Source organism: Winogradskyella psychrotolerans, assembly GCF_018860565.1.
GTDB lineage: Bacteria > Bacteroidota > Bacteroidia > Flavobacteriales > Flavobacteriaceae > Winogradskyella > Winogradskyella damuponensis.
Window position 1 is genome coordinate 309,014 of sequence record NZ_JAHKPS010000028.1, and the last position, 25,121, is coordinate 334,134.

Here is a 25,121-nt window from a genome sequence, read left to right on the forward strand (position 1 = left end):
GACTGTAGAAAATGTAGGTCCAGAACTTCTCGATAAAATTTCAATAAATAGAATCCTCTCAAAGCGGCATTTCTCAACTTAAAGAACAATTTAACAACAACAAAAAGTCTAAACACCTTTTGTCATTCCTGCGAAGGCAGGAATGACAAAACAGAACTATTTATTCATTACAAAAAGAATCCCAATTTCTTTAACTCAATCACTAACAATTCTTAACTTTAAGACCAATTTAACAATTTACCTACGTCTAAAACTAAAAACACAACCGTACTTATTTAACAAGAAAGCACTTACCTTTGCTTGTAAATCAAAACTTTTACTTAAATCCATCATCATGAACATCAAAAAGCACCTCCTCCTACTCTTAATTCTCGCATTTGTAAGTTCTTGTAAAAAGAAACCTGTTGAAACGGATAACATTTTTAAATTTAGAGACTATATTAGTTACACCACTTCTGGATTGGTATCTGTTGCAGATCCTATAAAAATTACGCTTTCAGATACAGTAAGCGGATGGGAAATAGATAAAACACTACCAACTGACCTTATCAAATTAACACCTCACGTTCAAGGCCAATTAAAAGCCATGAACAATCATACACTTTTGTTTACGCCAGATGAATCTTTAGAACCTGCTACAGAATATACTGTAAACGTTAAATTGGGTGAAATTTATAACACCATACCAAAGGATTTTGAAGATTATACGTTTCAATTTAAAACCATTACACCAAGTTTTAATATCACCACCCAAAACCTACAATCGTATAGTAAAGAATGGCAGTATATGTTTGCGCAATTACGATCGGCTGATGTAATTTCACTTAATGAGGCTAAAAAATTAGTCACTGCTGCTCAGAACTCAAAGCCTTTACATTTAGTATGGAATGAAGCTAATGAAACTTCAAAATTCTTCGAGTTTAAAATAGATAGTATCAACCGTTTAGTTGAAGATAGCAAAATTGATATCGCATGGGATGGCTCTGCCATAAAAGCGGAAAATAAAGGTGAAAATTTTATTACTATTCCTGGAAAAAATAATTTTACGATTGTAACGACAGAAGTTGTTCAGAGTCCAGAACAATTCTTATCACTTAACTTTTCAGACCCTTTAGTAAAGCAGCAAAATTTCGCCGGATTGGTATCACTCCAAGGCGTTAAAAATCCTAAATATATTGTTGATGGCAATGTATTGCGTGTGTATCCAGATTCTAAATTGGTTGGGGACATCCAAGTTGATGTCTTTAAAGGCATTAAAAACACCGATGGTTTCAAATTAAAAACACCGTTTTCAGAACTGGTAACTTTTGAAGAATTAAAACCTGAAGTCCGACTTATTAGCAACGGAAGTATTCTTCCAAATTCAAAAGAATTAAAATTCAATTTTGAAGCGGTTAACTTGAGTAAAGTCGATGTCAGAATCATTAAAATATTTGAAGATAACGTCCTTCAATTTTTACAAGATTACAACCTTAATAGTGGAGACCAATATGCTATTAAAAAAGTAGGTAGACGTATTGCAAAGGAGACTATCACTTTAATTCAAGAAGAAAATCAAAACACCGGAAAATGGAAAGCTTACAGTATTGATTTATCAAAATATCTTAAAGCTGATCCTGGTGCGATTTACAGAGTGGAGTTAAGCTTTAAAAAGGAGTATTCGCTTTACAATTGTACCTCGAACGCTGAAACAACAACCATTGATGAAGATGATTACTACGATGATTATTACGAGGAAGATTACTACGCTTCTGAGGAGCTTTCTGAAGAAGAAGAAAACTTGCGCGAAGAACGCTACTGGGACAATTTAACCTATAGCTACAGAAACACCAATTACCGTTGGAGAGATAGAGACAACCCTTGTACAGATTCTTATTATAATTACGGCAATCGTGTGGTGTCTCAGAATTTAATCAGTTCAGATCTTGGTATAATTGCGAAGCAAGGTGCCGATAACACGTACTTATTTGCGGTGACTAATATTTTAACGACTAGTCCAGAAAGCGCTACAAAAATCACCTTATATAATTACCAACAACAAGAATTAGCAAATGGCATTACCAATAAAGACGGTATTATAAAAATCGATGCTAAACACAGAGCCGCTTTTGCCATTGCAACTAAAGGGAGCAACGTGAGCTATATCAAACTACACGATGGTATGTCTTTATCGTTGAGTAAATTCGATGTATCTGGTAACCGATTACAACGTGGTCTAAAAGGGTACATCTATGCAGAACGTGGCGTTTGGCGACCTGGAGACAGTTTGTTTTTAACCTTTATGTTGAATGATGTTGCGAATAAACTACCAAAACGTCATCCTGTAAAATTAGAAATCACAGATCCTGTTGGAAAATTGGTATATAGAAAAATATCGATAGACAACCTTAATAATTTCTATGATTTCACTGTACCAACCTCAACCGATTACAAAACCGGAAATTATAACGCAAAGGTTTCTGTTGGAGGAGCTACATTTTCAAAAGGCTTAAAAATTGAAACCGTAAAACCAAACCGATTAAAAATAAAAATAGATTTTGAAAATGATATTTTAACCAATGACAAACCGCTTCAAGGTGACTTAAACGTGACGTGGTTACACGGCGCACCAGCAAAAAATTTAAAAGCTGAAATAAAAGCAAAATTCACCTCGAGCTACACCAGTTTTAAAGGGTATAAAAACTATGTATTTAACGATCCTACACGCACATTCAATTCTGAAGAAACCAATGTTTTTGAAGGTAATTTAGATGAAGAAGGCCATGCTACAATTGACTCGAAATTAAATATCGGTAAAAATGCTCCTGGTATGTTAACGGCTCAATTTTTAGTGCGAGCGTTTGAAAACGGAGGTGATTTTTCACTAGATGCTTTTACCATGCCTTATGCACCTTACGAGAGTTTTGTTGGATTACAATCACCAAAAGGCAATAACTACGGTTCCTATTTTACAGATGAAAATCACACCTTTGATGTAGCAACCGTAACGGCTAAAGGGAAACCTATTAAAAGAGAAAAGCTAGAAGTAAAAGTTTATAAAGTCGAATGGCGTTGGTGGTGGAATTCCTCTTACGATAACTTATCGAGTTACGTATCGAGCAATTACCACAGACCTGTTCAGTCCTTTTTAGTGAATACAGATGCCAATGGAAAAGCGAATTTCAAATTGAAGATTCCAGAAGATGAACGCGGACGCTACTTAATTAGAGTGGTGGATCCTGTAAGTGGTCATGCTACAGGTAGAACGGCGTATTTCTATAAAAACTGGTGGTCTACAAATCCTTCAAACGATAAGGAAGCGGCTAAAATGTTAGTATTTTCAACCGATAAAGAAAACTATAATGTTGGCGATACGGCAAAATTAACCTTCCCTTCAGGTTCAGAAGGCAGAGCTTTAGTGAGTATAGAAAATGGTTCAGAAGTGCTACAACACCAATGGGTAAAAACCAAGCCAGGTGAAACCACTATTGATATTCCTGTAACTTCCGAAATGGCACCAAACGTGTTTATTAATATCTCGTTATTACAACCGCATGCTATTACCTCTAACGATTTACCAATTCGTTTGTATGGTGTGATTCCTATGATGGTTGAGGATCCTTCAACAAAATTAGAGCCGCAAATTAAAATGCCAGATGTGATTCAGCCAGAGCAATCATACGAGATAAAAGTATCTGAAAAGCATAACAAAGCCATGACCTATACTATTGCTGTTGTAGAAGAAGGCTTGTTAGATTTAACGCGTTTTAAAACCCCAAATGCTTGGGATAGCTTTTATGCACGTGAAGCTTTAGGCGTAAAAACTTGGGACATTTTTGATGATGTTATTGGAGCGTATTCAGGAAGTATTGATCAAGTCTTCGCTATTGGTGGAGATGGCAGTGCTGCTGGTGGAAAAAACAAGAAAGCCAACCGTTTTAAACCTGTGGTGACCTATTTAGGACCTTTCCTTTTAGACAAAGGACAAACAAAAACGCATCAGCTAAAAATGCCAAATTATATTGGTGCGGTTAGAGCCATGGTTGTAGCAGGTAATAATGCCACAGAAGCTTATGGAAGTGCTGAGAAATCGGTTCAAGTTAAAAAACCATTAATGGTGTTAGCAACTTTACCACGCAAATTGAGTCCTGGTGAAAAAGTAACACTTCCTGTAACCGTTTTTGCCATGGAAGACAAAGTGAAGAACGTCAACCTATCCTTAAAATTAAGTGATGGTATTGTCGTAAAAGGCGACGCTTCACAATCATTAAAATTCGATAAACCAGATGAAAAAATGGTCTATTTTGAGTTGGATGTTACCAAAGCAAAAGGCATCAATACCATTGAAGTCATCGCTACAGGAAACGGTGAAAAATCAACCTATAAAGTTGAAATTGATGTAGAGAATCCTAATCCGTATACATCGCGTGTTATTGATAATGAATTAGAGGCAAATGCCAAACAAACAATAGATATCACAACCTTTGGTGTTGCAGGAACAAACTCGGCAACAGTAGAATTTTCAACTTTACCACCAATGGACTTTACGGGTAGATTACAATATTTAATCCGCTATCCACATGGTTGTTTAGAACAAACCACATCTGGTGTGTTCCCACAACTATTCTTAGCTGATATATTTGATTTAACTCCTCAGAAGAAAAAAGAAGTGCAAAGTAATATTGAAAGTGGTATTAAACGTTTAGGTAATTTCCAACAACCTAATGGCGGCATGAGCTATTGGATGGGAGAAAACACGGCTAATGATTGGAGTACAAGTTATGCTGGTCACTTTATGATTGAAGCTGAGAAAAAAGGCTTTGTATTGCCATTAACGTTCAAGAGCAACTGGATTGCGTACCAAAAACAAGCCTCTAGAAACTGGAGACCTAGCTATCGTGTTTATCATTCCGATTTGGCACAAGCCTATCGTTTATACACCTTAGCGTTAGCTGGTAGCCCAGATTTAGCAAGCATGAATAGATTGCGTGAGTTTGAAGAACTATCTAACGAAGCCAAATGGAGATTAGCAGCAGCTTATGCTTTAGCAGGACAACAAGAAGCGAGTGATGCCATTGCCAAAACAGCAAATATTAATTTTCAGCCACCAAAATCTAATTATTACACTTACGGTTCAGTAGATCGAAATAGAGCCATGGCTTTAGAAACCATGATTATTACTGGTAATCCAAAGGCTAAAGAACTTGCAAAAACCATTGCTAAAGATTTGTCTAGTAATCGATGGATGAGCACGCAAACCACTGCTTACAGTTTGTTAGCAATGGGAAAAATGGTGATTAAAAATGGAGGTAAAGATTTAAAACTTAGTTATACCATCAATGGAAAATCCGAAACTATAGACACTAAAAATGCTATTGCGCAACGACAGCTTCCTATAAAAGATGGTAGTAATCAAATTACGATTAACAACGCCAAAGACAATTTGGTTTATGTACGTGTTTTAAACTCAGGCAAATTAAAACTAGGCGAAGAATTATCAGAACAACGTGGCTTTACTATTTCAACAGTATACAAAGATTTACAAGGCAACAAAATTGATGTTAAAACGCTTCAACAAGGACAAGATTTTGTAGCCACAGTAAGTATTTCCAACTTAACTAATGACTATGTACACGATGTGGCCTTAACTCAAATTTTCCCTTCGGGTTGGGATATTGTCAATACAAGATTTACAGCCTTTGGAGATACCACAGTAAGTCAAGCGAGATACACAGATATTAGAGATGACAGAGTGAATTTCTATTTCGATATGAATCCTAAAGGCAAACATGGTACCAAAACGTTTACCGTATTGCTGAATGCCTCTTACCTAGGCACCTATTATTTACCAGGCTCACAAGCTGAAGCTATGTATGATAATGATTATTTGGTGAGAAACAAAGGAGAATGGATTACTGTTGAGAAGTAACACAACAAATTCCTGCGCAGACAGGAATCTCATTCCAGACCTGCAAGGTTTCAAAAATCTTGTAGGTCTAATTAACCTATAAAATTAATACCTACAAGGTCAAAAAAAAAAAAAAAAAAAAGACCTTGCAGGATGAGTAAATAAACTAAATACTCGCCGTCCGGAAGGCAAGAATCCTAGAAACAAAACCGCTAAAAATGTTTAACCTTAAATCACAAAATTATGAGAAATTTAAAGCAGATTTTAGCGATCGGAATGCTCTTCACTGTCGCATTAGTAACAGCACAACAAAATGCTTACGTAGCAGCAGAAAGCGGATTATCTCTTAGAGACCAGCCCGATGTAAGCGGCAAAATGCTAAGCAAATTAGCCTATGGCGAGGCCATTGGAGTCCTTGAAAAAACAGATAAAAAATTAGTCGTGCTCGATGGCGGAAAAAAAGTAAGTGGAGAATGGGTAAAAGTTGAAACTCGAAACCATATTGGTTATGTATTTAATGGCTACTTATCTTCAACAAAAATTTCTAAAACTATTCGATTAGATTTAGACCTATTGAATGTTGAAATAAAGAATTTAGCGACTAGCGATTATAAAAGACTTCACAATTTAAAACAAACCGACTCCACAACAATCCATGTCGATTTAGGGGCGTCACCTGAAAAAAAACAAATTGTTTTAGTTGATAATGATTATAAGCATGTGAGTATTTTTCAACGTTACGAAAATAGCATTTCATTTATGAGTGCAGATGCTCAATGTGACTCAAAGGATTGGAAACATTTTGATTCGGAATGGAAACCATTAAAACAAAATAGATCTAATACGTTTGAAACTTTAGCGTATACAGAAAACGATTGGAAACACTTTATTGACACCTCCGTTGAGGATTTAAAAACTGAAGTTATTGACCAATGTGGAGCAGATTGGTTGGACTATTTTAAGACGATAAAAACGCTAAAAGATTATCCAATTGGTGTCACTACAAATCGTGTTTTTCTTAAAATCATCTTGACCGATTTTGAAGATAATATCACTGAAAAAATCATAGAATTTGATATACCAAATGGCTGCTAGTTTGATATAAATAAGACTTGATAGGTTTAAGATCTGTCAAGTCTTATTTACATTTACTTCACTTTAATTAAAACGTAACATGAATTTACTTTTAGTTTAAGTTGCGTCATAAATATTTCAAAAGTCCAAGAAAACATTTAACAGCTTTAAATATATAGATAACTTTGTTTGACAAGTTTTAAGTAAGCGTTCGGTAAATCATTTATGCATAGATTAATTCATGTTTTTAAGCGAAATAAAATAAAATCCTTAGTGGTTTTAATACTTTTAGGTGCTTATTATTTTTGTTTACCAAAGACATTATTTAAAGCCCCAACAGCAACAGTTATTACAAGTCGATCAAATGAACTATTAGGAGCATTAATTGCAGAAGATGGTCAATGGCGATTTCCGGCAAACGATAGTGTTCCAGAAAAATTTAAAATTTGTATTCTTCAGTTTGAAGATGAATATTTTTACAAACATCCTGGATTTAATCCAGTTTCAATTTTTAAAGCTTTAAAAAGTAATTTAAGTTCTGGTGAAGTTAAACGCGGAGGAAGCACATTAACACAACAAGTCATTCGATTATCTCGACAAGGACAATCGCGCACTTATTTTGAAAAATTTAAAGAACTTATTTTGGCGACACGTTTAGAATTTAGATTGTCTAAAGACGACATTTTAAACCTTTATGCTAGCTATGCTCCTTTTGGTGGAAATGTAGTAGGTATTGATGCCGCTTCTTGGCGTTACTTTAATCGAAATGCTTCAAATTTATCTTGGGCAGAAAGTGCCACTTTAGCGGTTTTACCAAATGCACCAAGTTTAATTTATCCTGGTAAAAATCAGAAACTATTATTAGATAAGCGTAATCGCTTGTTGAAAAAACTATTTAAAAATGGAACCATAGATAAATTAACTTACGAACTATCTATAGCAGAAGACTTACCAGAAAAGCCATATCCTTTGCCACAAATCGCACCACATCTACTTCAAAAAGTAACTAAAACTAACAGAGGCGAACGTATAAAAACGACAATTAACACTGACCTTCAAGAACAGACTAACACCATTGTAAAGCAGCACTATAACCGTTTAAAACAAAATGAAATTTATAACCTTTCGGTGTTAGTCCTAGACGTAAGAACAAGAGAAGTTTTGACTTATATTGGAAATTCCCCAACAGATAAGGAGCACCAAAATAGTGTAGATATTATTGATAAGCCAAGAAGCACAGGTAGTATTTTAAAACCTTTTCTGTATGCTGCTATGCTAGATGCAGGTGATATATTGCCAAATACTTTAGTTGCCGATGTCCCAACACAATTTGGAAGTTATCATCCAGAAAACTACAACCAAACATACGACGGCGCAGTACATGCTAACGAGGCTCTATCACGCTCATTGAATGTTCCTGTGGTACGAATGCTTCAAGAATTTGGTTTAGACCGATTTTACCATTACCTCAAAGCTCTCCAACTAAAAGATTTAACCTACAATGCCAATCATTATGGTTTGTCTTTAATACTTGGAGGTGCAGAAAGTAATCTTTGGGATTTGTGTAAAAGTTATGCTGCTATGTCTTCGACTTTAAATCATTTTAATGCCAATTCTAGTCAATATTTCTCAAATGAATTTTGTCAACCCATTTACAATTCAAAACAACCTGTTGATTTCGGAAAATTATCTACAGAAAAAGAAGTCTTTGATGCCGCTTCCATTTATCTCACCTATGAAAGCATGAAACAAGTTAACCGACCACAAAGTGATGAAAGCTGGGAATACTATGATTCTTCTCAGGAAATTGCCTGGAAAACAGGAACAAGTTTTGGTTTTAGAGATGCTTGGGCAATTGGAACCACCAAAGACTATGTGGTTGGCGTTTGGGTTGGTAATGCCGATGGAGAAGGACGGCCTGGTTTAGTTGGAGTGCAAGCAGCTGCACCTATTTTGTTTGAAGTTTTTGACTTACTACCAAAAAGCGACTGGTTTGCAATGCCATATGACGAAATTTTAGAAGTTAATATCTGTAAAAAAAGTGGGTATCGTGCATCATCTATTTGCGATGAAACCGAAATGCGTTATATACAAGCAAGCGGAAAGAAAACCGAGCCTTGTCCTTATCATAAATTAGTTCATTTAGATGCTTCTGAACAGTTTCAGGTAAACACTTCATGTGAAGCCATTTCAAACATTAAAAATAAATCTTGGTTTATTTTGCCTCCTTTACAAGCCTATTATTTTAAAACTAAAAACCCGTTTTACAAACCGTTACCACCTTACAGAGCAGATTGCACTGAATCCATTGGAACTCCCATGGAGTTTATTTACCCAAATCAACAAAGCACTATTTATTTGCCAAAAGATTTTGACGGTAATATTAATGAGTTAATCTTAAAAGTAGCGCATTCTAAACCTGAACTAGAATTGTATTGGTACGTTGATAGTGAATATATTGGACGCACAAAAGACATTCACGACATGGCTATTCTTCCAAGTTCTGGAAATCATATCATCACCGTTATAGACGAATTAGGAAACGAGCTAAAACATAAAATTACAATTTCAGAGTAATTACATTCACCCTTAAATCCTTATTTTTACAGAAATTAATCAACTTATTATTATGGAAACTGTACAGTTTATACATTCAACATGGGCTTATTTAGTACTTCTTGTATTAGTACTTGCTACATTTAATGCACTTATTAAATTTTTTGGCGACAAGGAATTTGATGCAAAAGATTTTAGAATTTCATTATTTGCACTAATAACAATGCACATTCAGTTGCTCATTGGTATTGTATTGTTTTTTATGAAAGATTATTTTTCAGTAATAGAACAAGCTGGAGGTATGGGAGAAGTAATGGGAAACAAAGCTTTAAGAAATCTCATTGTAGAACACCCACTAACTATGATAATTGCAATAGCGTTATTAACTATAGGCTATTCAAAGCACAAAAAGAAATTAACATCTAAACCAAAATTTAAAATGCTGGCTATTTTTTATACCTTAGCTTTAGTTTTAGTCTTGGCTAAAATTCCGTGGAACCTTTGGTTTTAAACCTCAACTTATTACATATAAAAAAAGCGTCTAAATAGTATTTAGACGCTTTTTTTAGTTTTACAATTCGCTTATTCTAATTCTTTAACTAAGTATATATACACAGGGAAATGATCGCTATAACCACCCGAAAGTCCGGCATCAACCATACGATAAGGATAGTCTTTATAACGTCCTTCTTTGTTAGTTAAGTACGATTTATTAAAAATTCCTGCTTTATAAAATCTAAATGAAGAATAGTCTTTTTCTAAAAATGGTTGCGTGAATAAAATCATATCAAACAAACTCCAAGAATCTCTATAACCAGTTGTTCCTAAACCTTTTTTCTTATATAAGTTTTCATAAGGGTTATAAACACCTTTTAACTTCACTCTAGCTTTGTCTGATTCCGTTTTTAACTCCTTTTTCATACTATCATTTATAGGGTTATCATTAAAATCGCCCATTGTAATAACTTTAGCATAAGGATCTATAGATTGTAAAGAGTCTATAATACGCTTGTTTAATTTCCCTGCTGCAACACGTTTAAATCTACTTCTTGCTTCACCTCCACTTCGCGATGGCCAGTGATTAACAATAATATGAATTAAATCTCCTTCTAATTCACCACTAACCAATAACTGATCTCTTGTATATACACGTTCTCTTGAAGAATCATCATAAATAAGTAACTCATGAGAGCTTGTTTCAACAGGCTTAAAAAGTGCTTTTTGATATAGTAAAGCGACATCAATTCCTCTCTTATCAGGAGAATCAAAATGAACAATACCATAATCTTTATTCAATAACTGATGGTCATTAACCAAATCTACAAGTACTTGTCTATTTTCAACTTCAGAAACTCCAATTATTGCAGGTGAGTTTTTAGTGTCTTTAAGACCTATATCAGCAACTACTTTTGCCATATTTTTAAGCTTCTTTTCATAAGCTTCTGCTCTTAGAGCTTGATTTAGCTCCATAATAGGACTTGCTTCATCATACTTAGTAGTATCATTTATAGTGTCAAATAAATTTTCTAAGTTATAAAAAGCAACCGTATGGATTTTATACTTTTTCTTTTCTTGTGCATTTGTACTTATAAACGCAAAAAGAAGCATTACTATTAAAGTGAGTTTTAAATTTTTCATTTAGTAGATGTTATGTTAACATTAATTACTTTACAAATCTTGAGCCAAAAGTAGATATTTATTATAAATAATGTAAATTTGCACGCCTTAAATAACTTTTATTTAATGTACAAAGATTAATAACTTTAAAATTAGGTATGAAAAAAAGTTTAATTATTTTATTATTTGGAATTTTTTCTTCCTTTACAATGATGGCGCAAAGCACCATTATTAAAGGTAGTGTAAAAGATGCTACATCCTCAGAACCAATCCCTGATGTAACTATTACTATTGAAGAAACTCAACAATCAACTTTAACAAATGGTTTCGGTGAATTTATTTTCTCTAGCAACGTACCATTAGGAGAACAGGTTTTAAAAATCTCAAAAACAGGTTACGAAACAAAACGTTATCCTATTATTGTTAACGAAGGACAAACCGTGAATATTACGGATATGACTTTAGACTTGGACGTTTCAGACGTGCAAGATATGTTTACAATTACACTTTCTGACGACGAGCTAAATGACGACACAAGTGGTGCAGATAATATTTCTGGATTACTATCTTCTTCATTAGATATTTTTCAAAGAACAGCTGCTTTTGAATTTAGTTCTTCATTCTTCAAAGTAAGAGGTTTAGATTCTGAAAACGGTTCAGTTTTAATGAACGGTATTGAGATGAATAAGCTTTATAACGGAAGACCACAATGGAGTAATTGGGGCGGATTAAATGATATGATGCGTAACCAAGTATTAACAACTGGTCTTACTCCTTCAGATTATAATTTTGGCGGTATTTTAGGATCATCTAATATTATTACAAGAGCATCTTCTTATAGAAAAGGTGGACGTATAACATATTCATCATCTAATAGAAGTTATACAAATCGTGCTATGGCTAGTTATGCTTCTGGTTTAGTTGAAGGAGGCTGGTCTTACGCTTTTATGATTGGAAGACGTTGGGGAGATGAAGGTTTTATAGACGGAACATTATATGATTCTAACTCATTTTTCGCTTCTATAGAAAAGAAAATAAACGACAAGCACAGTATTAACTTTACTTCGGTTTATACTCCTAATAGAAGAGGGAAATCTTCACCAAATACACAAGAAGTTTATGACCTAAAAGGCATTAAATACAATGAGTATTGGGGAAATTTAGATGGAGAACAACGTAATTCTCGTATTAAAGAAGTTGAAGAACCAATTTTTATGTTGAATCATTATTGGGACATTTCTTCTAAAACAAAATTAAATACCAATGTTGGTTACCAATTTGGTAAATTAGGAAACAGTAGATTAGATTACAGTGGTGGTGGTAACCCAAGTCCTGCTTATTACCAATTACTACCTAGCTATCACGAACAAAGAGATGATCTTGTAGGTGCTTATTTAGCACAACAGAAATTTGTTAATGATGGACAAATAGATTGGGAACGTATTCTAGATGCTAACGTAACCAACAACATTAATGACATTAGCTCTGCATATGCTTTATACGAAGACAGAGCAGATGATACTCAATTAACAGTTAACTCAATCTTCACTTCTGAAATTAATGATAACATCATTATAAATGGAGCCGTTAACTACAAAAACCTTAAATCAGAAAACTTTGGTGAAGTTTTAGACTTATTAGGATCTGAGGTAGGTTTATTAAACGTAGATTCTTTTGATGGTTTTGAGTACGATAATAAAAACCCTGGACGTTTAGTAGGCGAAGGAGATAAATACAGATATAACTATAACTTATATGCAGATGTGATCTCGGCTTATGCACAAGGGCAGTTTAAATACAATAAAGTAGATTTTTATGTTTCTGCTAATGTAACAAGCACAACATACCAAAGAGAAGGTTTATGGGAAAACAGTAGATTTGATGGCCTTGATGGACGACCAGAATCTTATGGTAAAGGGGAAGAACTTTCTTTTACTGGTGTAGGTGCAAAAGCAGGATTTACGTATAAAATTTCTGGGAAACACTTAATTGATGTTAATGGAGGTTACCTTACAAGAGCCCCTAACCTAAGAAACACATACTCTAACTCTAGAGAAAACCATAATATCGTAAAAAATATTAGTGAAGAAACCGTAACTTCATTTGATGCAAGTTATATTTTTAGATCTCCAATTGTTAACGCTAAAATTACAGGATTCTATTCTAAAATTGAAGATGCTAATGAAGTTGGATTCTATTATGCAGATGGTTTAAGTGGAGGAAATGATATTGAAGATAATGACACGTCTGCTTTTGTACAAGAAGTTTTACAAGGTATAGATAAAAAACACTTAGGTGTAGAATTAGGAATTGAAGCACAAGTAACACCAACCATTAAATTAAAAGGTGCTGCTTCTGTTGGTCAATATACTTATGACAACAATCCTGATTTATATTTAACCTCAGCTAGCTTTAATACAGCAGATGGTTCTATTCCTTATGGTAAAGCTAATCTAAAAGATTATAAACTTGCTGGAGGACCTCAAAGAGCTGCTTCTATTGGGTTTGAATATAGAGACCCTAATTTCTGGTGGTTTGGTGCAACAGCTAACTTTTTCTCTCATGCTTACATAGATGTAAATGCATTAACAAGAACAGAGAATTTTTATTTAGATTCAGACGGATTGCCTATTAATGATTATGATGAAGAATTAGCTACTGAATTACTAAAACAAGAAAAGATTAGCGACTATATGGTGGTAAACCTTGTTGGTGGTAAATCATGGAAAGTTGGTGATTATTACATCAGTCTTTTTGCTAGCGTTGGTAACATCTTAGACGAAGTTTATAAAACAGGTGGTTTTGAGCAAGGTAGAAATGCTAACTATAGAGAACTTAGAGATGATAATGCTGATGGCAACCCTAGGTTTGGCTCAAAATATTGGTATGGTCGTGGTGCTAATTATTTTGTTAACTTAAACGTACGATTCTAAAAAAAGAAAATTAATAAATAAAATTACTATTATGAAATGTTTAAATTTCATAAATTCAATAATTATAAATAAAAAAGTTATGAATAAAGCGATTAAATCTTTAAAATTAATGTTAATCCTAGTAGCTTCCGTAGCTATGACATCTTGTGTGCAAGATGACGATTATACTATTCCTAGTAGTTTAGGAGACGAAGAAAACAAAGCTCTTACATTATTGCTAGAGACTGGAAATGAATTATCGTTCGCAGAAGTCAAAGCATTATATCAAGGTGGAGAGTTCATTGACCCTGAAGATACTAATGTCTATGTAAAAGGATATGTGTCATCATCTGACCAAACTGGAAACTTCTTTAAAGAGTTTTTTATTCAAGATAGCCCAACAAACCCTACATCAGGTTTAAAAGTTATTTTAAATCAAGTTGATACATACAACCAATTCAATTTAGGAAGAGAAGTTTATATTAGCTTACAAGGTCTTTATATTGGTGAAGAACGTGTTGGAAACGGAGTAATTACTATTGGTGGTGGAACTGAAACTGATCAATACGGTACTACTGTAACAAGTTTAAATGAAATTCAAATAAGACAAAAAGTTTTAAGATCTTCAGTTACAGAAACTATTACACCTTTAAATATAGGTTTAACTGCAATTAATGGTGACCATGTTGGTTTATTAGTTAAAGTTGACAATGTAGAATTTGCTGATGATGAAGTTGGTTTAGCAAATGATCCAATTGGTTTAAATTATTTTGACCCAACTGAAACGTTTGATACAAAAAGAACATTACAAGATTGTAGCGGTTTTGAATACTCACAATTTATATTAGAAACGAGTAGTTTTGCAAGTTTTAAAAATGAAGAATTACCAGATAAAAATGGGTCAATTACAGCTGTAGTTAGTAAAACTTTTGATGGTGCTAGCTTAATATTAGCTCTTAACAGTACTGATGATGTAGATATGAAAAACCCGAGATGTACATTATTAGATATTGAAGATTTTGACGTTGTTTTTAACGAAGGCTTTGATAATGGTTTAGGAGACTGGGAAGTTATCAATACATTAGGTACACAGGAATGGTATGCTAGTAGTTATCAAGGAGAAGGTTATGTAAGAGGTTCTGCTTATGATGATGGTGACATTTTAGAAATGATTAGTTGGTTAATATCTCCTTCAATAGATTTTGATGCTAATGAAAATGAGCGTCTTATTCTACATGTTGCAGATGCTTTCAGTAACGGACAACCATTAAAAGCGTATTATTCTAATGATTATGTGTCAGGAACCAATCCTGATGATGCTACATGGATAGAAATAGGAGCTTCAGAAATTGCTACTTTACCTGAGAATACTGGTTTCTTCAACAATGTTTATGATGCTACTGGCCTAATTAATATTTCAATGATTGAGGGTGATGCTGTTTTAGCATTTGTTTATGACAGTGATGATGCTTCAATATCTTCTACTTTAGATTTAAGTAATGTGCAAATTTTAGCGCAATAGAAATTTTTATAAAAGGATAACGAAAAGACTGTCTGAAAAGACAGTCTTTTTTTTATGTAAATATTTGACTAAACACATCTGCCAAAGGTGTAACTATTATGTTTTATTTAATTAATAGTCATTTATTGTAAATCACTATATTTATAACCTTAAAAAAAGGATATCACCTATATGTTAGACACCATATATATTTCAATATTTAACCACTATAAGAAAGCTTTAGGAAAAAAAAGTATCCATATAGCCTTACTTTATATTTGTACTCTAGAGCTATCTATAGCACTTGCATTAGGTGCCTTTTTTATAGCTTTTGCTAGTCAGATGAAAATGCTAGTAATGTCTTCTACTAAGTTTTGGGTATTATTCTCATTAATCGCATTGTTTATCATTTCTAAAAACTGGATGCGCTATAATGGAAAGAAAAGAACGATACTTAACGCTAAGTCCAAGCGCAGTGATACATCTATCTATTTATTATGGCTTTTACCTTTAGGATGCTTCGCAATAGCTTTTATACTGCTTCAGGTGCAATAAAAAACGCCACCCATTCGGATAGCGTTGTTTTTTAATATAATTGATATAGAAAGTAACTTACTCTGCTTTCTTTTCTTTACTGCAACATTCTTTTTTACAATCTGCTTTACAAGCTTTTTTTTCAGCTTCAGATTTATTAACACAACAGCCCTTTTTGCAATCTGCATCACACGCCTTTTTTCCTAAACCAAAGTCTTCGACCTTATGTATATCTTTAACTTTGTAGATGTCTGCTACTTTGCTAACAGCTTCTTCTAAAGATTTAGGCGTTACTTTAGCTTCGTCATATTCTACCATTGCTAAACGTGAATCAAAATCTACTTTTGCAGATTTTACTCCTTCCATTTTAGCCATTTTCTTTTCAATGGTTTTAGCACAACCCATAGCACAAGTCATTCCTTCAATACCAAATTCTACTTTGACATAAGTTGCATTTGGATCTAAAGTATGAGCAACATCTTTTTCAGAAACTTCTACCTCTACAGTTTTAACTTCTGGTTGTGTTTCGTTTTTACAAGACGAGATTGTTATCGCTAATATTGAAACGAAAAATATATTCTTTAATGCCTTCATATATTTAAACTATTAAATTTTGTATAAATCTAATAAATATTGGTGTTTCTTGCGTAAGAATTAACGAATTTTGTGATTTAATAGCTGCAAATAAGTATGAAAGACCTTAATATTAAGTGGATTTACCTGTTAATACTTTCCATTATTTGGGGAAGCTCATTTATTTTAATCAAAAAATCACTTTTAGGTCTTACGGCTTATCAATTAGGCGCGCTCAGAACTATTATAACTGGTCTAATTCTTTTGACTTTTGGCTTTAATAAACTTAAAACGATACCAAAATCGAAGTGGAAATGGCTTCTCCTCTCTGGCCTCTTAGGTTCTTTTATTCCTGCTTTCTTTTTTGCCATTGCTGAAACTGAAATAGATAGTGCTGTGGCTTCTATATTAAACTCTTTAGTGCCTTTAAATACTATTTTGTTTGGGTTTGCTGTATTTAAAATTACCTCAACAAAACGACAGGTTTCAGGTGTTATCATTGGCTTTATTGGTACTGCTATCCTAATTTTAAAAGGTTCAGAATTAAATCCCAATCAAAATTATATATATGCTGGTTTTGTTATTGCATCCACAATAATGTATGCTGCCAATGTAAATATTATAAAACGCTATTTACAAGATATAAAACCATTAGCGATTGCAGCTGGTAATTATGCTTTTATAGTAATACCTGCATTAATTATTCTCGTTTTTAGCGACTTTTTCACCCCCAAAACCTTTGAGAATCCTGCTTTTATAAATGCCTTTATTTATGTTACCATTCTTTCTGTTTTTGGCACCGCAATAGCAAAAGTGCTATTTTTTAAGTTGGTACAAATTTCTACACCTGTATTTGCATCGTCAGTAACTTATATCATGCCTATTGTAGCCTTAATTTGGGGTATTATAGATGGCGAATCTTTTAGCTTTATTCAGGGACTTGCTGCTTTATTAATATTAGTGGGCGTTTATTTATCTCATGACCGTAAGGCATAAAAAAACCGAAGCTTTCGCTTCGGTTTAAATATATTATCTAAGACAATTTCTGATTAATTGAAATCAGCATCAGAAACACCTTCGTTTACTTTTATTTCTTTTACAATAAAATCAAATTTACGTGGTCCCATTGTTTGAGAAATTTTAAAAGGGAACATAATTCCATCAACTTCTTTATAATCTGCATAGAATGTAGATTGAGAACCCATTGGAGATGTTTTCTCTTCTTTAATTTTTAAGCCTGTTTCAACACTATAGAAAATAGACGTTATATCATCTACTTTTACTTTATAAGCATTTTCTCCATCAACTTTTTCTATCTTTTCTAAAGTAACACCACCACTTAAATAGTTAACTTCTGGAAAAGGAGATGATTCTGCTTTAGCATCTTTAAGTTCGTCTTCGCTCATATCTTTACGTTGACCTTGCATAACCATATAACCACCATCTACACCAACAACCGTTTTCATAACCGACTGTCCCATTGCTGTAATCTCTTGTGCAAACTGTTTTTTACTTGTTTTTTTCATTTCAAGATTCATCATTACACCTGGTTGTAACTCTGCTTCCGCCATCATTTTAACAGAATTCACACCATCTAAACGCTCTTTACCACCAATTTTAGCGATATATGCGTTTAAAACTTTAGTAACATCCATATCTGCTGGCATTGGAATGTCGTAAGTTGGTTTTTCTACTGAATTAGCGTATGCATCGTAATACTTAATTGGAATTCCTGTTTTTTCAAGGTTTTCTATGACATCACTTCCTTTACCAACAATAACAACTCTAGCATTTTCTGTCTTTAAATATTTATTAGCAACTCTTTGTACATCTTCTACACTAACATCATTAATTTTCTGTAAATATGTAGAATAGAAATCTTTAGGTAAATCATTCAACTTTATGTTTAAAGCGTAATTAGCAACTGTTTGAGGACTTTCTAACCCCATAATAAAATTACCAACATATTTTGCTTTAGCATCTTTAAGTATTTGTGGATCTACAGGTTCCGTTTTAATACGATTAATCTCTTTTAAAGCCTCAACAACAGCACTATCTGTAACCATATTTCTTACTTTAGCCGAAGCACTAAAACGTCCTGCACCATATCTGTTTGCTCTTAAGCTAGAATAGGCACCGTAAGTATAACCATGTTCTTCACGAAGGTTTTTGAATAAGTAACCTTCTCCTCCACCACCTAAGATGTTGTTTGTGATTAAAGCAGCATGGTAATCTTCATCATTCATCTTCAAATCTACATTGTTGGTAATAGATATGCTAGACTGCGTTGCTGTTGGCATATCAACAAAGTTAATTTGAGTGTATTGTGCATTAGGGTTAACTTTAGGAAGTGTTGTGGTTATATCAACAGATTTTTTCCAATTACCAAAGTGTTTTTTTATTTGCTTTTTAACTGTTTTAAAATCTACATCACCAATTACAACTAAATAGGCATTGTTTGGATTAAAATATTTCTCGTAAAATGCTAATGCATCACCAAATGATACATTGTTAATAGTTTCTTCTGTAACAAATTCTCCATAAGGGTGTTTTGTTCCATAAGATAAGGCATCACCTACACGACTACCAATAGCATCAATACTCTTTTCGTTTTGTTTTAAGCTTTCAATTAGCTTAGTCTTTTCTTTATCAAACTCTTCTTCAGTTAATAATGGGTTTAATGCTGCATCTGCCATTAATTCTAAAATACGATCAGAGTATTTAGTTAATGAACTTGCAAAACCACCACTAAAACCAAAATTAAGTCTAGCACCTAAGAAATCGATTTCTTCATTAAATTCATCTTTAGAAATTGACGTTGTTCCATTTCCTAACATGCTTCCAATTAAGCTTTCTACTCCAGCTTTTTTTCCTGTAGCAATAGGCTTATTATCTATTCTTAAAGAGTAAGATACTCTTGGCAACTTGTGGTTTTCAACAACTAATACTTTTAAGCCGTTTTTTAATTCAAATTCCTGAGGAACTTCTAATGTAATTTCAGGCTCTGGTCCAGCTTTTGGCTGTTTAGATCTATCTATTTGTGCATTAACACCTATAGTTACTAAAAACAATAGGATAAATGCAGATAATTTTGTTTTCATAATATATGTTGTTTTCATCTTACTGATCTTCTTTTTTAGGTAAATATTCTATTTCAACACGCTGATTTGGGCTTAAATACTTTTTAGCTACAGCTTGAATTTCTTCTCTTGTAATAGATCTGTAAATGTCTATTTCTTTGTTAATTAAATTTACATCGCCGTATAATAAGTAGTACGTTGCTAAAGAACCTGCAATACCTGCAATACTAGAGTTAGCGTTTACAAATTGATTTTCAAATTGATTTAATAATTTTTGATGATCACGTTCTGAGATTAATTCATTTTGCATTTTAGCAACTTCTACATCAATTTCAGATAACAATGTACTTAACTCTACCTCTCCTAAAGGAATAGCAAATAATGCAAATATGCTGTAATCCATTTGTGAAATGTTTACCGCTTGTACTGCTAACGCTTGTTTTTGTTGATCTACTAATTTCTTATACAAAACAGAACTTTTACCACCACTTAAGTAAGATGAAATCATGTCTAAAATATAAGCATCACGTGTTCCATGGCCTGGTGTTCTATAAGTTGCTATAATTGCAGGCACTTGAATGTTTTTATCAAAAGCTTGAGCTTTAATTGTCTCAGTAATAGGCTCTTCTTTTGGGAAGTTTCTAACCACTTCTGGTCTTTTCTTAACAGCGCTAAAATAATCTCTTACTAATTTCTTAGTTTCTTCAATATCTATATCTCCTGCAACTACTAAAACCGCATTATTAGGACCATAATATTTATCAAAATAGGCATTAAACTCTTCTAAAGTTGCTGCATCTAAATGCTCCATATACCCAATATTAGGATCTTTATAAGGGTGTACTTTAAAAAGATTAGAACCAATAGCTTCTAAAATACCACCATAAGGTGCATCATAACGCTGACGTTTTTCTTCTTTTACAACTTCATTTTGAGTATCTACACCAACTTGATCAATAACAGGGTGTAACATACGCTCTGACTCTAACCATAATCCTAATTCTAATTTATTAGAAGGAAAAATTTCGTAATAATACGTTCTGTCCTGAGACGTATTAGCATTAAACGTTCCTCCATTTGCTGGAATAATTTTCATGAATTCTCCACGTCCAATGTTTTCAGAACCTTCAAATAAAAGGTGTTCAAAAAAGTGAGCAAAACCCGTACGAGCTCTATCTCCATCTTTTCCTCCTACATCATACATTACAGAAGTAATAACCACTGGTGCTGTGTTATCTTGATGCAAGATTACATGTAATCCATTGTCTAAATCAAACTCTTCGAATTCTACTTGTTGCGCCGTTGAATTAAATCCAACCAACAACAAAATAGCTAGAGTAAATAAGCCTTTTTTCATTATTAAGTGTGTTTAAATTTAAATTGTTTTAAATATTTGTCTTTACTAAATGCTTTTTGTTACATGAAGTCTCACAAAAATAAGGAATGATTTGTCTTTTTAACATAATTAAGTGTAAAAACTCACTTAATAACTTTCTGCCGTTCTCTGTTTTTTTTAATAATTACATACGAGCTTATAAAAACAGCTTGAAAAGCCTTAAAACGTTTGTAGATTAATAATTTAGGAGTATATTTGCATCCGCTTTCTGAGAAGAAGGCTATTTTATTTAACAAACAAATTAATAAAAACGTTACGCTATGTACGCAATTGTAGAGATAGCAGGGCATCAATTTAAAGTTGAAAAAGACCAAAGAGTTTTTGTTAACCGTTTAGCAACAGAAGAAGGTTCGAAAGTAGATTTCGATAACGTTCTTTTAATTGGCGATGGTAACAATGTAACTTTAGGCGCCCCAGCTATAGACGGAGCACAAGTAAGTGCAAAAGTCTTAAAGCACCTTAAAGGTGATAAAGTAATCGTCTTCAAAAAGAAAAGACGTAAAGGTTACCGTGTTAAAAATGGACACAGACAATCTTTAACTGAAATCGTAATTGAAAGCATTACAGCTTCTGGAGCTAAAAAAGCTGCTCCTAAAAAAGAAGCAAAGAAAGCTGAACCAAAAGCAGAAGCGAAAGCTAAAAAAGCAACTGGTAAAGCTGATGATTTAAAGAAAATTGAAGGTATTGGTCCTAAAATAGCATCTACATTAGTAGAAGCAGGTATCGCTACTTACGCTGATTTAGCTAAAGCTAAGCCAGAAGCAATTTCTGAAATCATTGCAGATGTTCGTGGTAACCATGTTACTGATACTTGGCCAGCTCAAGCACAATTAGCTGCTGATGGTAAGTGGGACGAACTTAAAAAATGGCAAGACGAATTAGATGGTGGTAAAGCTTAATTGCCAAACCACTTAAGTATAACAATATAAAACCTTAGATCATGGCTCATAAAAAAGGAGTTGGTAGTTCGAAGAATGGTAGAGAATCAGAATCAAAACGTTTAGGCGTTAAGATATTTGGTGGACAAGCTGCTATTGCTGGAAACATCATTTTAAGACAACGTGGTAATACACATCACCCAGCTGAGAACGTATACCAAGGAAAAGATCATACTTTACATGCTAAAGTTGACGGTCTAGTAAAATTTACTAAGAAAAAAGATAACAAATCTTACGTTTCTATTGAACCTTTCGAGGCTTAAGAAACATATTTCTTTATAATTTATAAAAACCCTTTCTATTTTTAGAGAGGGTTTTTTATTTTACTCAAATACCTTTATAAAACACTTATAAGGTATCTTTTAAATACACAACGGGATTTAATAACTTATTTTTTTAATAGTAGAACCAAATACTAATCCGTTTGGCAAGGTTAATTATATAATCTCCATCTTTTTTAATAGGAAACTCGCATTCATATTTTGACAAACACCTTGTTTCAATTTATAGTCAAAAAAGAGTTCATCATTAATGATTTCTGCATCAAAGTAGTAATTTTTTATAGCTTCTAACTCGGTTTCAATTTCAGTAAGACTTAAATCGTGAGTAGCAATGATTCCTGTGGCATTTTGTTTTACCAGTTTCTCTACAAATTTTCGAGAGCCAATAGCCTTATCTGTACTGTTGGTTCCTTTTAAAATTTCATCTAAAATCACAAAATAATTTTTATCATTTTCAATGGTGTCAACCACAAATTTTAATCGCGTAAGCTCACTAAAGAAATACGAACTATCATCTGTTAACGAATCGGTTGTTCGCATACTTGTAATTAGCTTAATTGGCTTGTATTTGCTTTGTTTCGCACAAATAGGTAATCCAACATTGGCCATCACAATATGAAGCGCAACAGTTCTTAAAAACGTGCTTTTTCCTGCCATATTTGCTCCTGTTACAATAAAGAATTGTTCTTCTTCAAGCTTTAAATTACTATCTACTCGTTTTTCAGGATTTAATAGCGGATGCCCTAAACCCTCTGCTAAAATTGTCACAGGTTCTTCGGTTAATATTGGATAGGTAAATTTTTGATGATTAAAAGCATAGTTTCCAAAGCTATTAAAAGCATCAAAAAACGTCACCACTTCAAACCAATCACCAACCTTATGTCCATATTTACTAATCCATTGTTCTATCTTATAAGTTTGCCTTATGTCTAAAAGCAAAAGACCGTTACCAAATATCGCAGAGATTAAATTATTTCGATTGTCTAAAGCATCTAAAGCTTTTGAAAATTTAGAAAATATCTCAGAGGCTTTCATACCTTCAGATTGAATTTTCTGTTGTTGCTCATTGAGTAGCGGAGATTTAAATTCATTATTTTCAATTAACTCTAACAAAAAAGCATATTGTTTAAATGTATCCTTAGCCATTTCAGTATTCTGAGCAACTAAATTTATTTTCTTCAAATAAAATGCGGTTATTCCTAACCCTAAAATTAACCATCCCAACAATAAATAACCTGAACGCTCCATTGGAATAACCTCAAGAACACCTAAAGTTAAGATAAGCACTGAAATAACACTATAAGCAATTGTAAACCAATAATGAAAAAGATTTAAAAACGGTTTGTAATACTTAAGCCAATTTATAATTGATGTTGCAGAATGCTCTACCTCTACACCTTGGGAAACACCTGAATAATTTTGTCTCCATTTTGGTAACGATGCTAATTCTTGTATCGCTTTTTGTCTATTTTCAATATTAGAAATATCATTAGCAAGCAATTGCTGCATCAACTTTTCCGTTCCTTCTTTTATGGTTGTTCTATTTATAAATTGAAAGAAGGAACCTTTCCCAAATAAATCGATATCGAGACTAAAAAAATGCTTCGGATTTTGAAATTGAGAACCGTCTGGTCTCCCATCAAAATTCCCTTTGGCAATTTTTAATTCATCTTCATTTATTGTAATCAGCCGTTTGTGTAAATTTCTTTTCGACTTTAAATCTGTATATCTAGAAAGCAAAAAGAGAAAGAGCGCCATTCCCGCAACTCCAATCCCAACTGCAATTTTCCAATTTTGATAGGTAAAATAGATTCCTACTCCCGTAAGAATAAAAATAGAGAGTCTTAGTATACTATAAAGGCTAAGTTGCTTAAATATACGCTTAGACTCAGCTTTATTAATTTCTAATTGTTCTGTATAAAAAGAATTTGGGTTTTGCATAATGCTAAATTAAAAAATCCCAAGATAAGACTTTACCTTGGGATTCTGTATTTTGTAATTCCTGCTTTACCAGGGATTTATTAACCTTTTAATGTTGCCGATAAATACTCACGATTCATACGTGCAATATTTTCTAAAGAGATACCTTTAGGACATTCTACTTCACAAGCTCCAGTATTGGTACAGTTACCAAAACCTTCTTCGTCCATTTGTCTTACCATATTTAAAACTCGGTCAGTAGCTTCTACTTTACCTTGTGGTAATAATGCAAATTGAGACACTTTTGCTCCAACAAATAACATGGCGCTAGAATTTTTACAACTCGCTACACAAGCTCCACATCCAATACAAGTAGCCGCTTCAAAAGCTTTATCTGCATCGTGTTTGTTTACAGGTATTGAGTTAGCATCAATAGTATTTCCAGAAGTGTTTACAGAAATAAAACCTCCAGCATGCTGAATACGATCAAAAGATGTTCTATCTACAATTAAATCTTTTATAACAGGAAAAGCGGTTGCTCTAAATGGCTCAATTGTAATTGTATCACCGTCTTTAAACATTCTCATATGTAATTGACAAGTCGTAATACCACGATCTGGACCATGAGCTTCTCCATTAATGTATAAAGAACACATTCCACAGATTCCCTCACGACAATCATGATCAAAAGCAATTGGGCTTTCATCTTTATTAACTAACTGCTCGTTTAAAACATCTAGCATTTCTAGGAAAGACATGTCTGGAGAAATATCGTTGACTTTATAATCAACCATTTTTCCTTTATCACTAGCGTTTTTTTGACGCCAAATTTTTAGTGTTAAATTCATTGCT

At 33.2% G+C, this 25,121-nt stretch carries 16 protein-coding genes; 10 read left to right on the forward strand and 6 right to left on the reverse strand.

Annotated elements, in window-relative coordinates; all coding sequences use genetic code 11:
- Nucleotides 1-334: 334 nt before the first annotated feature.
- From KO504_RS15140 to KO504_RS15155, 4 genes are all read left to right on the forward strand, one after another.
- On the forward strand, nt 335-5,908 hold the full coding sequence (locus KO504_RS15140; protein WP_215928214.1) for an Ig-like domain-containing alpha-2-macroglobulin family protein: 5,574 nt from the start codon (nt 335-337) through the stop codon (nt 5,906-5,908).
- A gap of 222 nt (nt 5,909-6,130) precedes the next feature.
- Nucleotides 6,131-6,982: an SH3 domain-containing protein gene (locus KO504_RS15145; protein WP_215928215.1), complete on the forward strand. Its 852-nt coding sequence runs from the start codon at nt 6,131-6,133 to the stop codon at nt 6,980-6,982.
- Nucleotides 6,983-7,186: 204 nt separating this feature from the next.
- Complete coding sequence (pbpC, locus tag KO504_RS15150; RefSeq protein ID WP_215928217.1) at nt 7,187-9,538, forward strand: penicillin-binding protein 1C; 2,352 nt, start codon at nt 7,187-7,189, stop codon at nt 9,536-9,538.
- A gap of 49 nt (nt 9,539-9,587) precedes the next feature.
- Complete coding sequence (locus tag KO504_RS15155; protein ID WP_215928307.1) at nt 9,588-10,028, forward strand: hypothetical protein; 441 nt, start codon at nt 9,588-9,590, stop codon at nt 10,026-10,028.
- 71 nt (nt 10,029-10,099) lie between these two features.
- On the opposite strand, the gene KO504_RS15160 is transcribed toward KO504_RS15155, so the two are convergent.
- Nucleotides 10,100-11,155 (reverse strand): endonuclease/exonuclease/phosphatase family protein, encoded by a 1,056-nt coding sequence (locus KO504_RS15160; protein ID WP_215928219.1) that lies wholly within the window; start codon nt 11,153-11,155, stop codon nt 10,100-10,102.
- A 137-nt stretch (nt 11,156-11,292) separates the two neighbouring features.
- Here KO504_RS15160 and KO504_RS15165 point away from each other — a divergent pair, with 137 nt between their 5' ends.
- The 3 genes from KO504_RS15165 to KO504_RS15175 all read left to right on the forward strand — a co-directional run bounded on the left by KO504_RS15165 (nt 11,293) and on the right by KO504_RS15175 (nt 16,102).
- Entirely contained in the window at nt 11,293-14,067 is a 2,775-nt protein-coding gene (locus KO504_RS15165; RefSeq protein ID WP_215928221.1) for a TonB-dependent receptor, read from the forward strand.
- 109 nt (nt 14,068-14,176) lie between these two features.
- Nucleotides 14,177-15,568, forward strand: coding sequence for a DUF5689 domain-containing protein (locus KO504_RS15170; protein WP_252723711.1), 1,392 nt, complete (start codon nt 14,177-14,179; stop codon nt 15,566-15,568).
- Between the two features lie 171 nt (nt 15,569-15,739).
- Nucleotides 15,740-16,102: a hypothetical protein gene (locus KO504_RS15175; RefSeq protein ID WP_215928225.1), complete on the forward strand. Its 363-nt coding sequence runs from the start codon at nt 15,740-15,742 to the stop codon at nt 16,100-16,102.
- Nucleotides 16,103-16,159: 57 nt separating this feature from the next.
- Here the strand turns inward: KO504_RS15175 and KO504_RS15180 are convergent, their stop codons facing one another.
- On the reverse strand, nt 16,160-16,675 hold the full coding sequence (locus KO504_RS15180) for a cation transporter (RefSeq protein WP_215928227.1): 516 nt from the start codon (nt 16,673-16,675) through the stop codon (nt 16,160-16,162).
- Nucleotides 16,676-16,771: 96 nt separating this feature from the next.
- Between KO504_RS15180 and KO504_RS15185 the strand changes: the two genes are divergently transcribed.
- Nucleotides 16,772-17,650 carry a DMT family transporter gene (locus KO504_RS15185; protein WP_215928232.1) on the forward strand — a complete coding sequence of 293 codons (879 nt, stop codon included), beginning with the start codon at nt 16,772-16,774 and terminating at the stop codon, nt 17,648-17,650.
- 53 nt (nt 17,651-17,703) lie between these two features.
- Here the strand turns inward: KO504_RS15185 and KO504_RS15190 are convergent, their stop codons facing one another.
- Both KO504_RS15190 and KO504_RS15195 read right to left on the reverse strand, forming a co-directional pair.
- Entirely contained in the window at nt 17,704-19,755 is a 2,052-nt protein-coding gene (locus KO504_RS15190) for a M16 family metallopeptidase (protein ID WP_215928233.1), read from the reverse strand.
- Nucleotides 19,756-19,774: 19 nt separating this feature from the next.
- Nucleotides 19,775-21,091: a M16 family metallopeptidase gene (locus tag KO504_RS15195; protein WP_215928235.1), complete on the reverse strand. Its 1,317-nt coding sequence runs from the start codon at nt 21,089-21,091 to the stop codon at nt 19,775-19,777.
- 299 nt (nt 21,092-21,390) lie between these two features.
- Here KO504_RS15195 and rplU point away from each other — a divergent pair, with 299 nt between their 5' ends.
- Together rplU and rpmA are read left to right on the forward strand one after the other, a co-directional pair.
- Complete coding sequence (rplU, locus tag KO504_RS15200) at nt 21,391-22,029, forward strand: 50S ribosomal protein L21 (RefSeq protein WP_215928236.1); 639 nt, start codon at nt 21,391-21,393, stop codon at nt 22,027-22,029.
- Nucleotides 22,030-22,070: 41 nt separating this feature from the next.
- A complete protein-coding gene (rpmA, locus tag KO504_RS15205) occupies nt 22,071-22,331 on the forward strand; it encodes a 50S ribosomal protein L27 (RefSeq protein ID WP_179337340.1) in 261 nt (86 codons plus the stop codon).
- A 174-nt stretch (nt 22,332-22,505) separates the two neighbouring features.
- Here the strand turns inward: rpmA and KO504_RS15210 are convergent, their stop codons facing one another.
- Both KO504_RS15210 and KO504_RS15215 read right to left on the reverse strand, forming a co-directional pair.
- On the reverse strand, nt 22,506-24,290 hold the full coding sequence (locus tag KO504_RS15210) for a MutS-related protein (RefSeq protein WP_215928237.1): 1,785 nt from the start codon (nt 24,288-24,290) through the stop codon (nt 22,506-22,508).
- 80 nt (nt 24,291-24,370) lie between these two features.
- Nucleotides 24,371-25,117 carry a succinate dehydrogenase/fumarate reductase iron-sulfur subunit gene (locus KO504_RS15215; RefSeq protein WP_215928238.1) on the reverse strand — a complete coding sequence of 249 codons (747 nt, stop codon included), beginning with the start codon at nt 25,115-25,117 and terminating at the stop codon, nt 24,371-24,373.
- Nucleotides 25,118-25,121: the final 4 nt, after the last annotated feature.

Bases quoted from the DNA above. Each gene is read 5' to 3' on its own strand.
- KO504_RS15170 (WP_252723711.1), top strand. From the start codon at position 14,177: ATGTTAATCCTAGTAGCTTCCGTAGCTATGACATCTTGTGTGCAAGAT.
- KO504_RS15160 (WP_215928219.1), bottom strand. From the start codon at position 11,155: ATGAAAAATTTAAAACTCACTTTAATAGTAATGCTTCTTTTTGCGTTT.
- KO504_RS15165 (WP_215928221.1), top strand. From the start codon at position 11,293: ATGAAAAAAAGTTTAATTATTTTATTATTTGGAATTTTTTCTTCCTTT.
- KO504_RS15140 (WP_215928214.1), top strand. From the start codon at position 335: ATGAACATCAAAAAGCACCTCCTCCTACTCTTAATTCTCGCATTTGTA.
- KO504_RS15210 (WP_215928237.1), bottom strand. From the start codon at position 24,290: ATGCAAAACCCAAATTCTTTTTATACAGAACAATTAGAAATTAATAAA.
- KO504_RS15190 (WP_215928233.1), bottom strand. From the start codon at position 19,755: ATGAAAACAAAATTATCTGCATTTATCCTATTGTTTTTAGTAACTATA.
- KO504_RS15145 (WP_215928215.1), top strand. From the start codon at position 6,131: ATGAGAAATTTAAAGCAGATTTTAGCGATCGGAATGCTCTTCACTGTC.
- KO504_RS15180 (WP_215928227.1), bottom strand. From the start codon at position 16,675: ATGAAGGCATTAAAGAATATATTTTTCGTTTCAATATTAGCGATAACA.
- KO504_RS15185 (WP_215928232.1), top strand. From the start codon at position 16,772: ATGAAAGACCTTAATATTAAGTGGATTTACCTGTTAATACTTTCCATT.
- KO504_RS15195 (WP_215928235.1), bottom strand. From the start codon at position 21,091: ATGAAAAAAGGCTTATTTACTCTAGCTATTTTGTTGTTGGTTGGATTT.
- rplU (WP_215928236.1), top strand. From the start codon at position 21,391: ATGTACGCAATTGTAGAGATAGCAGGGCATCAATTTAAAGTTGAAAAA.
- KO504_RS15175 (WP_215928225.1), top strand. From the start codon at position 15,740: ATGTTAGACACCATATATATTTCAATATTTAACCACTATAAGAAAGCT.
- pbpC (WP_215928217.1), top strand. From the start codon at position 7,187: ATGCATAGATTAATTCATGTTTTTAAGCGAAATAAAATAAAATCCTTA.
- KO504_RS15215 (WP_215928238.1), bottom strand. From the start codon at position 25,117: ATGAATTTAACACTAAAAATTTGGCGTCAAAAAAACGCTAGTGATAAA.
- rpmA (WP_179337340.1), top strand. From the start codon at position 22,071: ATGGCTCATAAAAAAGGAGTTGGTAGTTCGAAGAATGGTAGAGAATCA.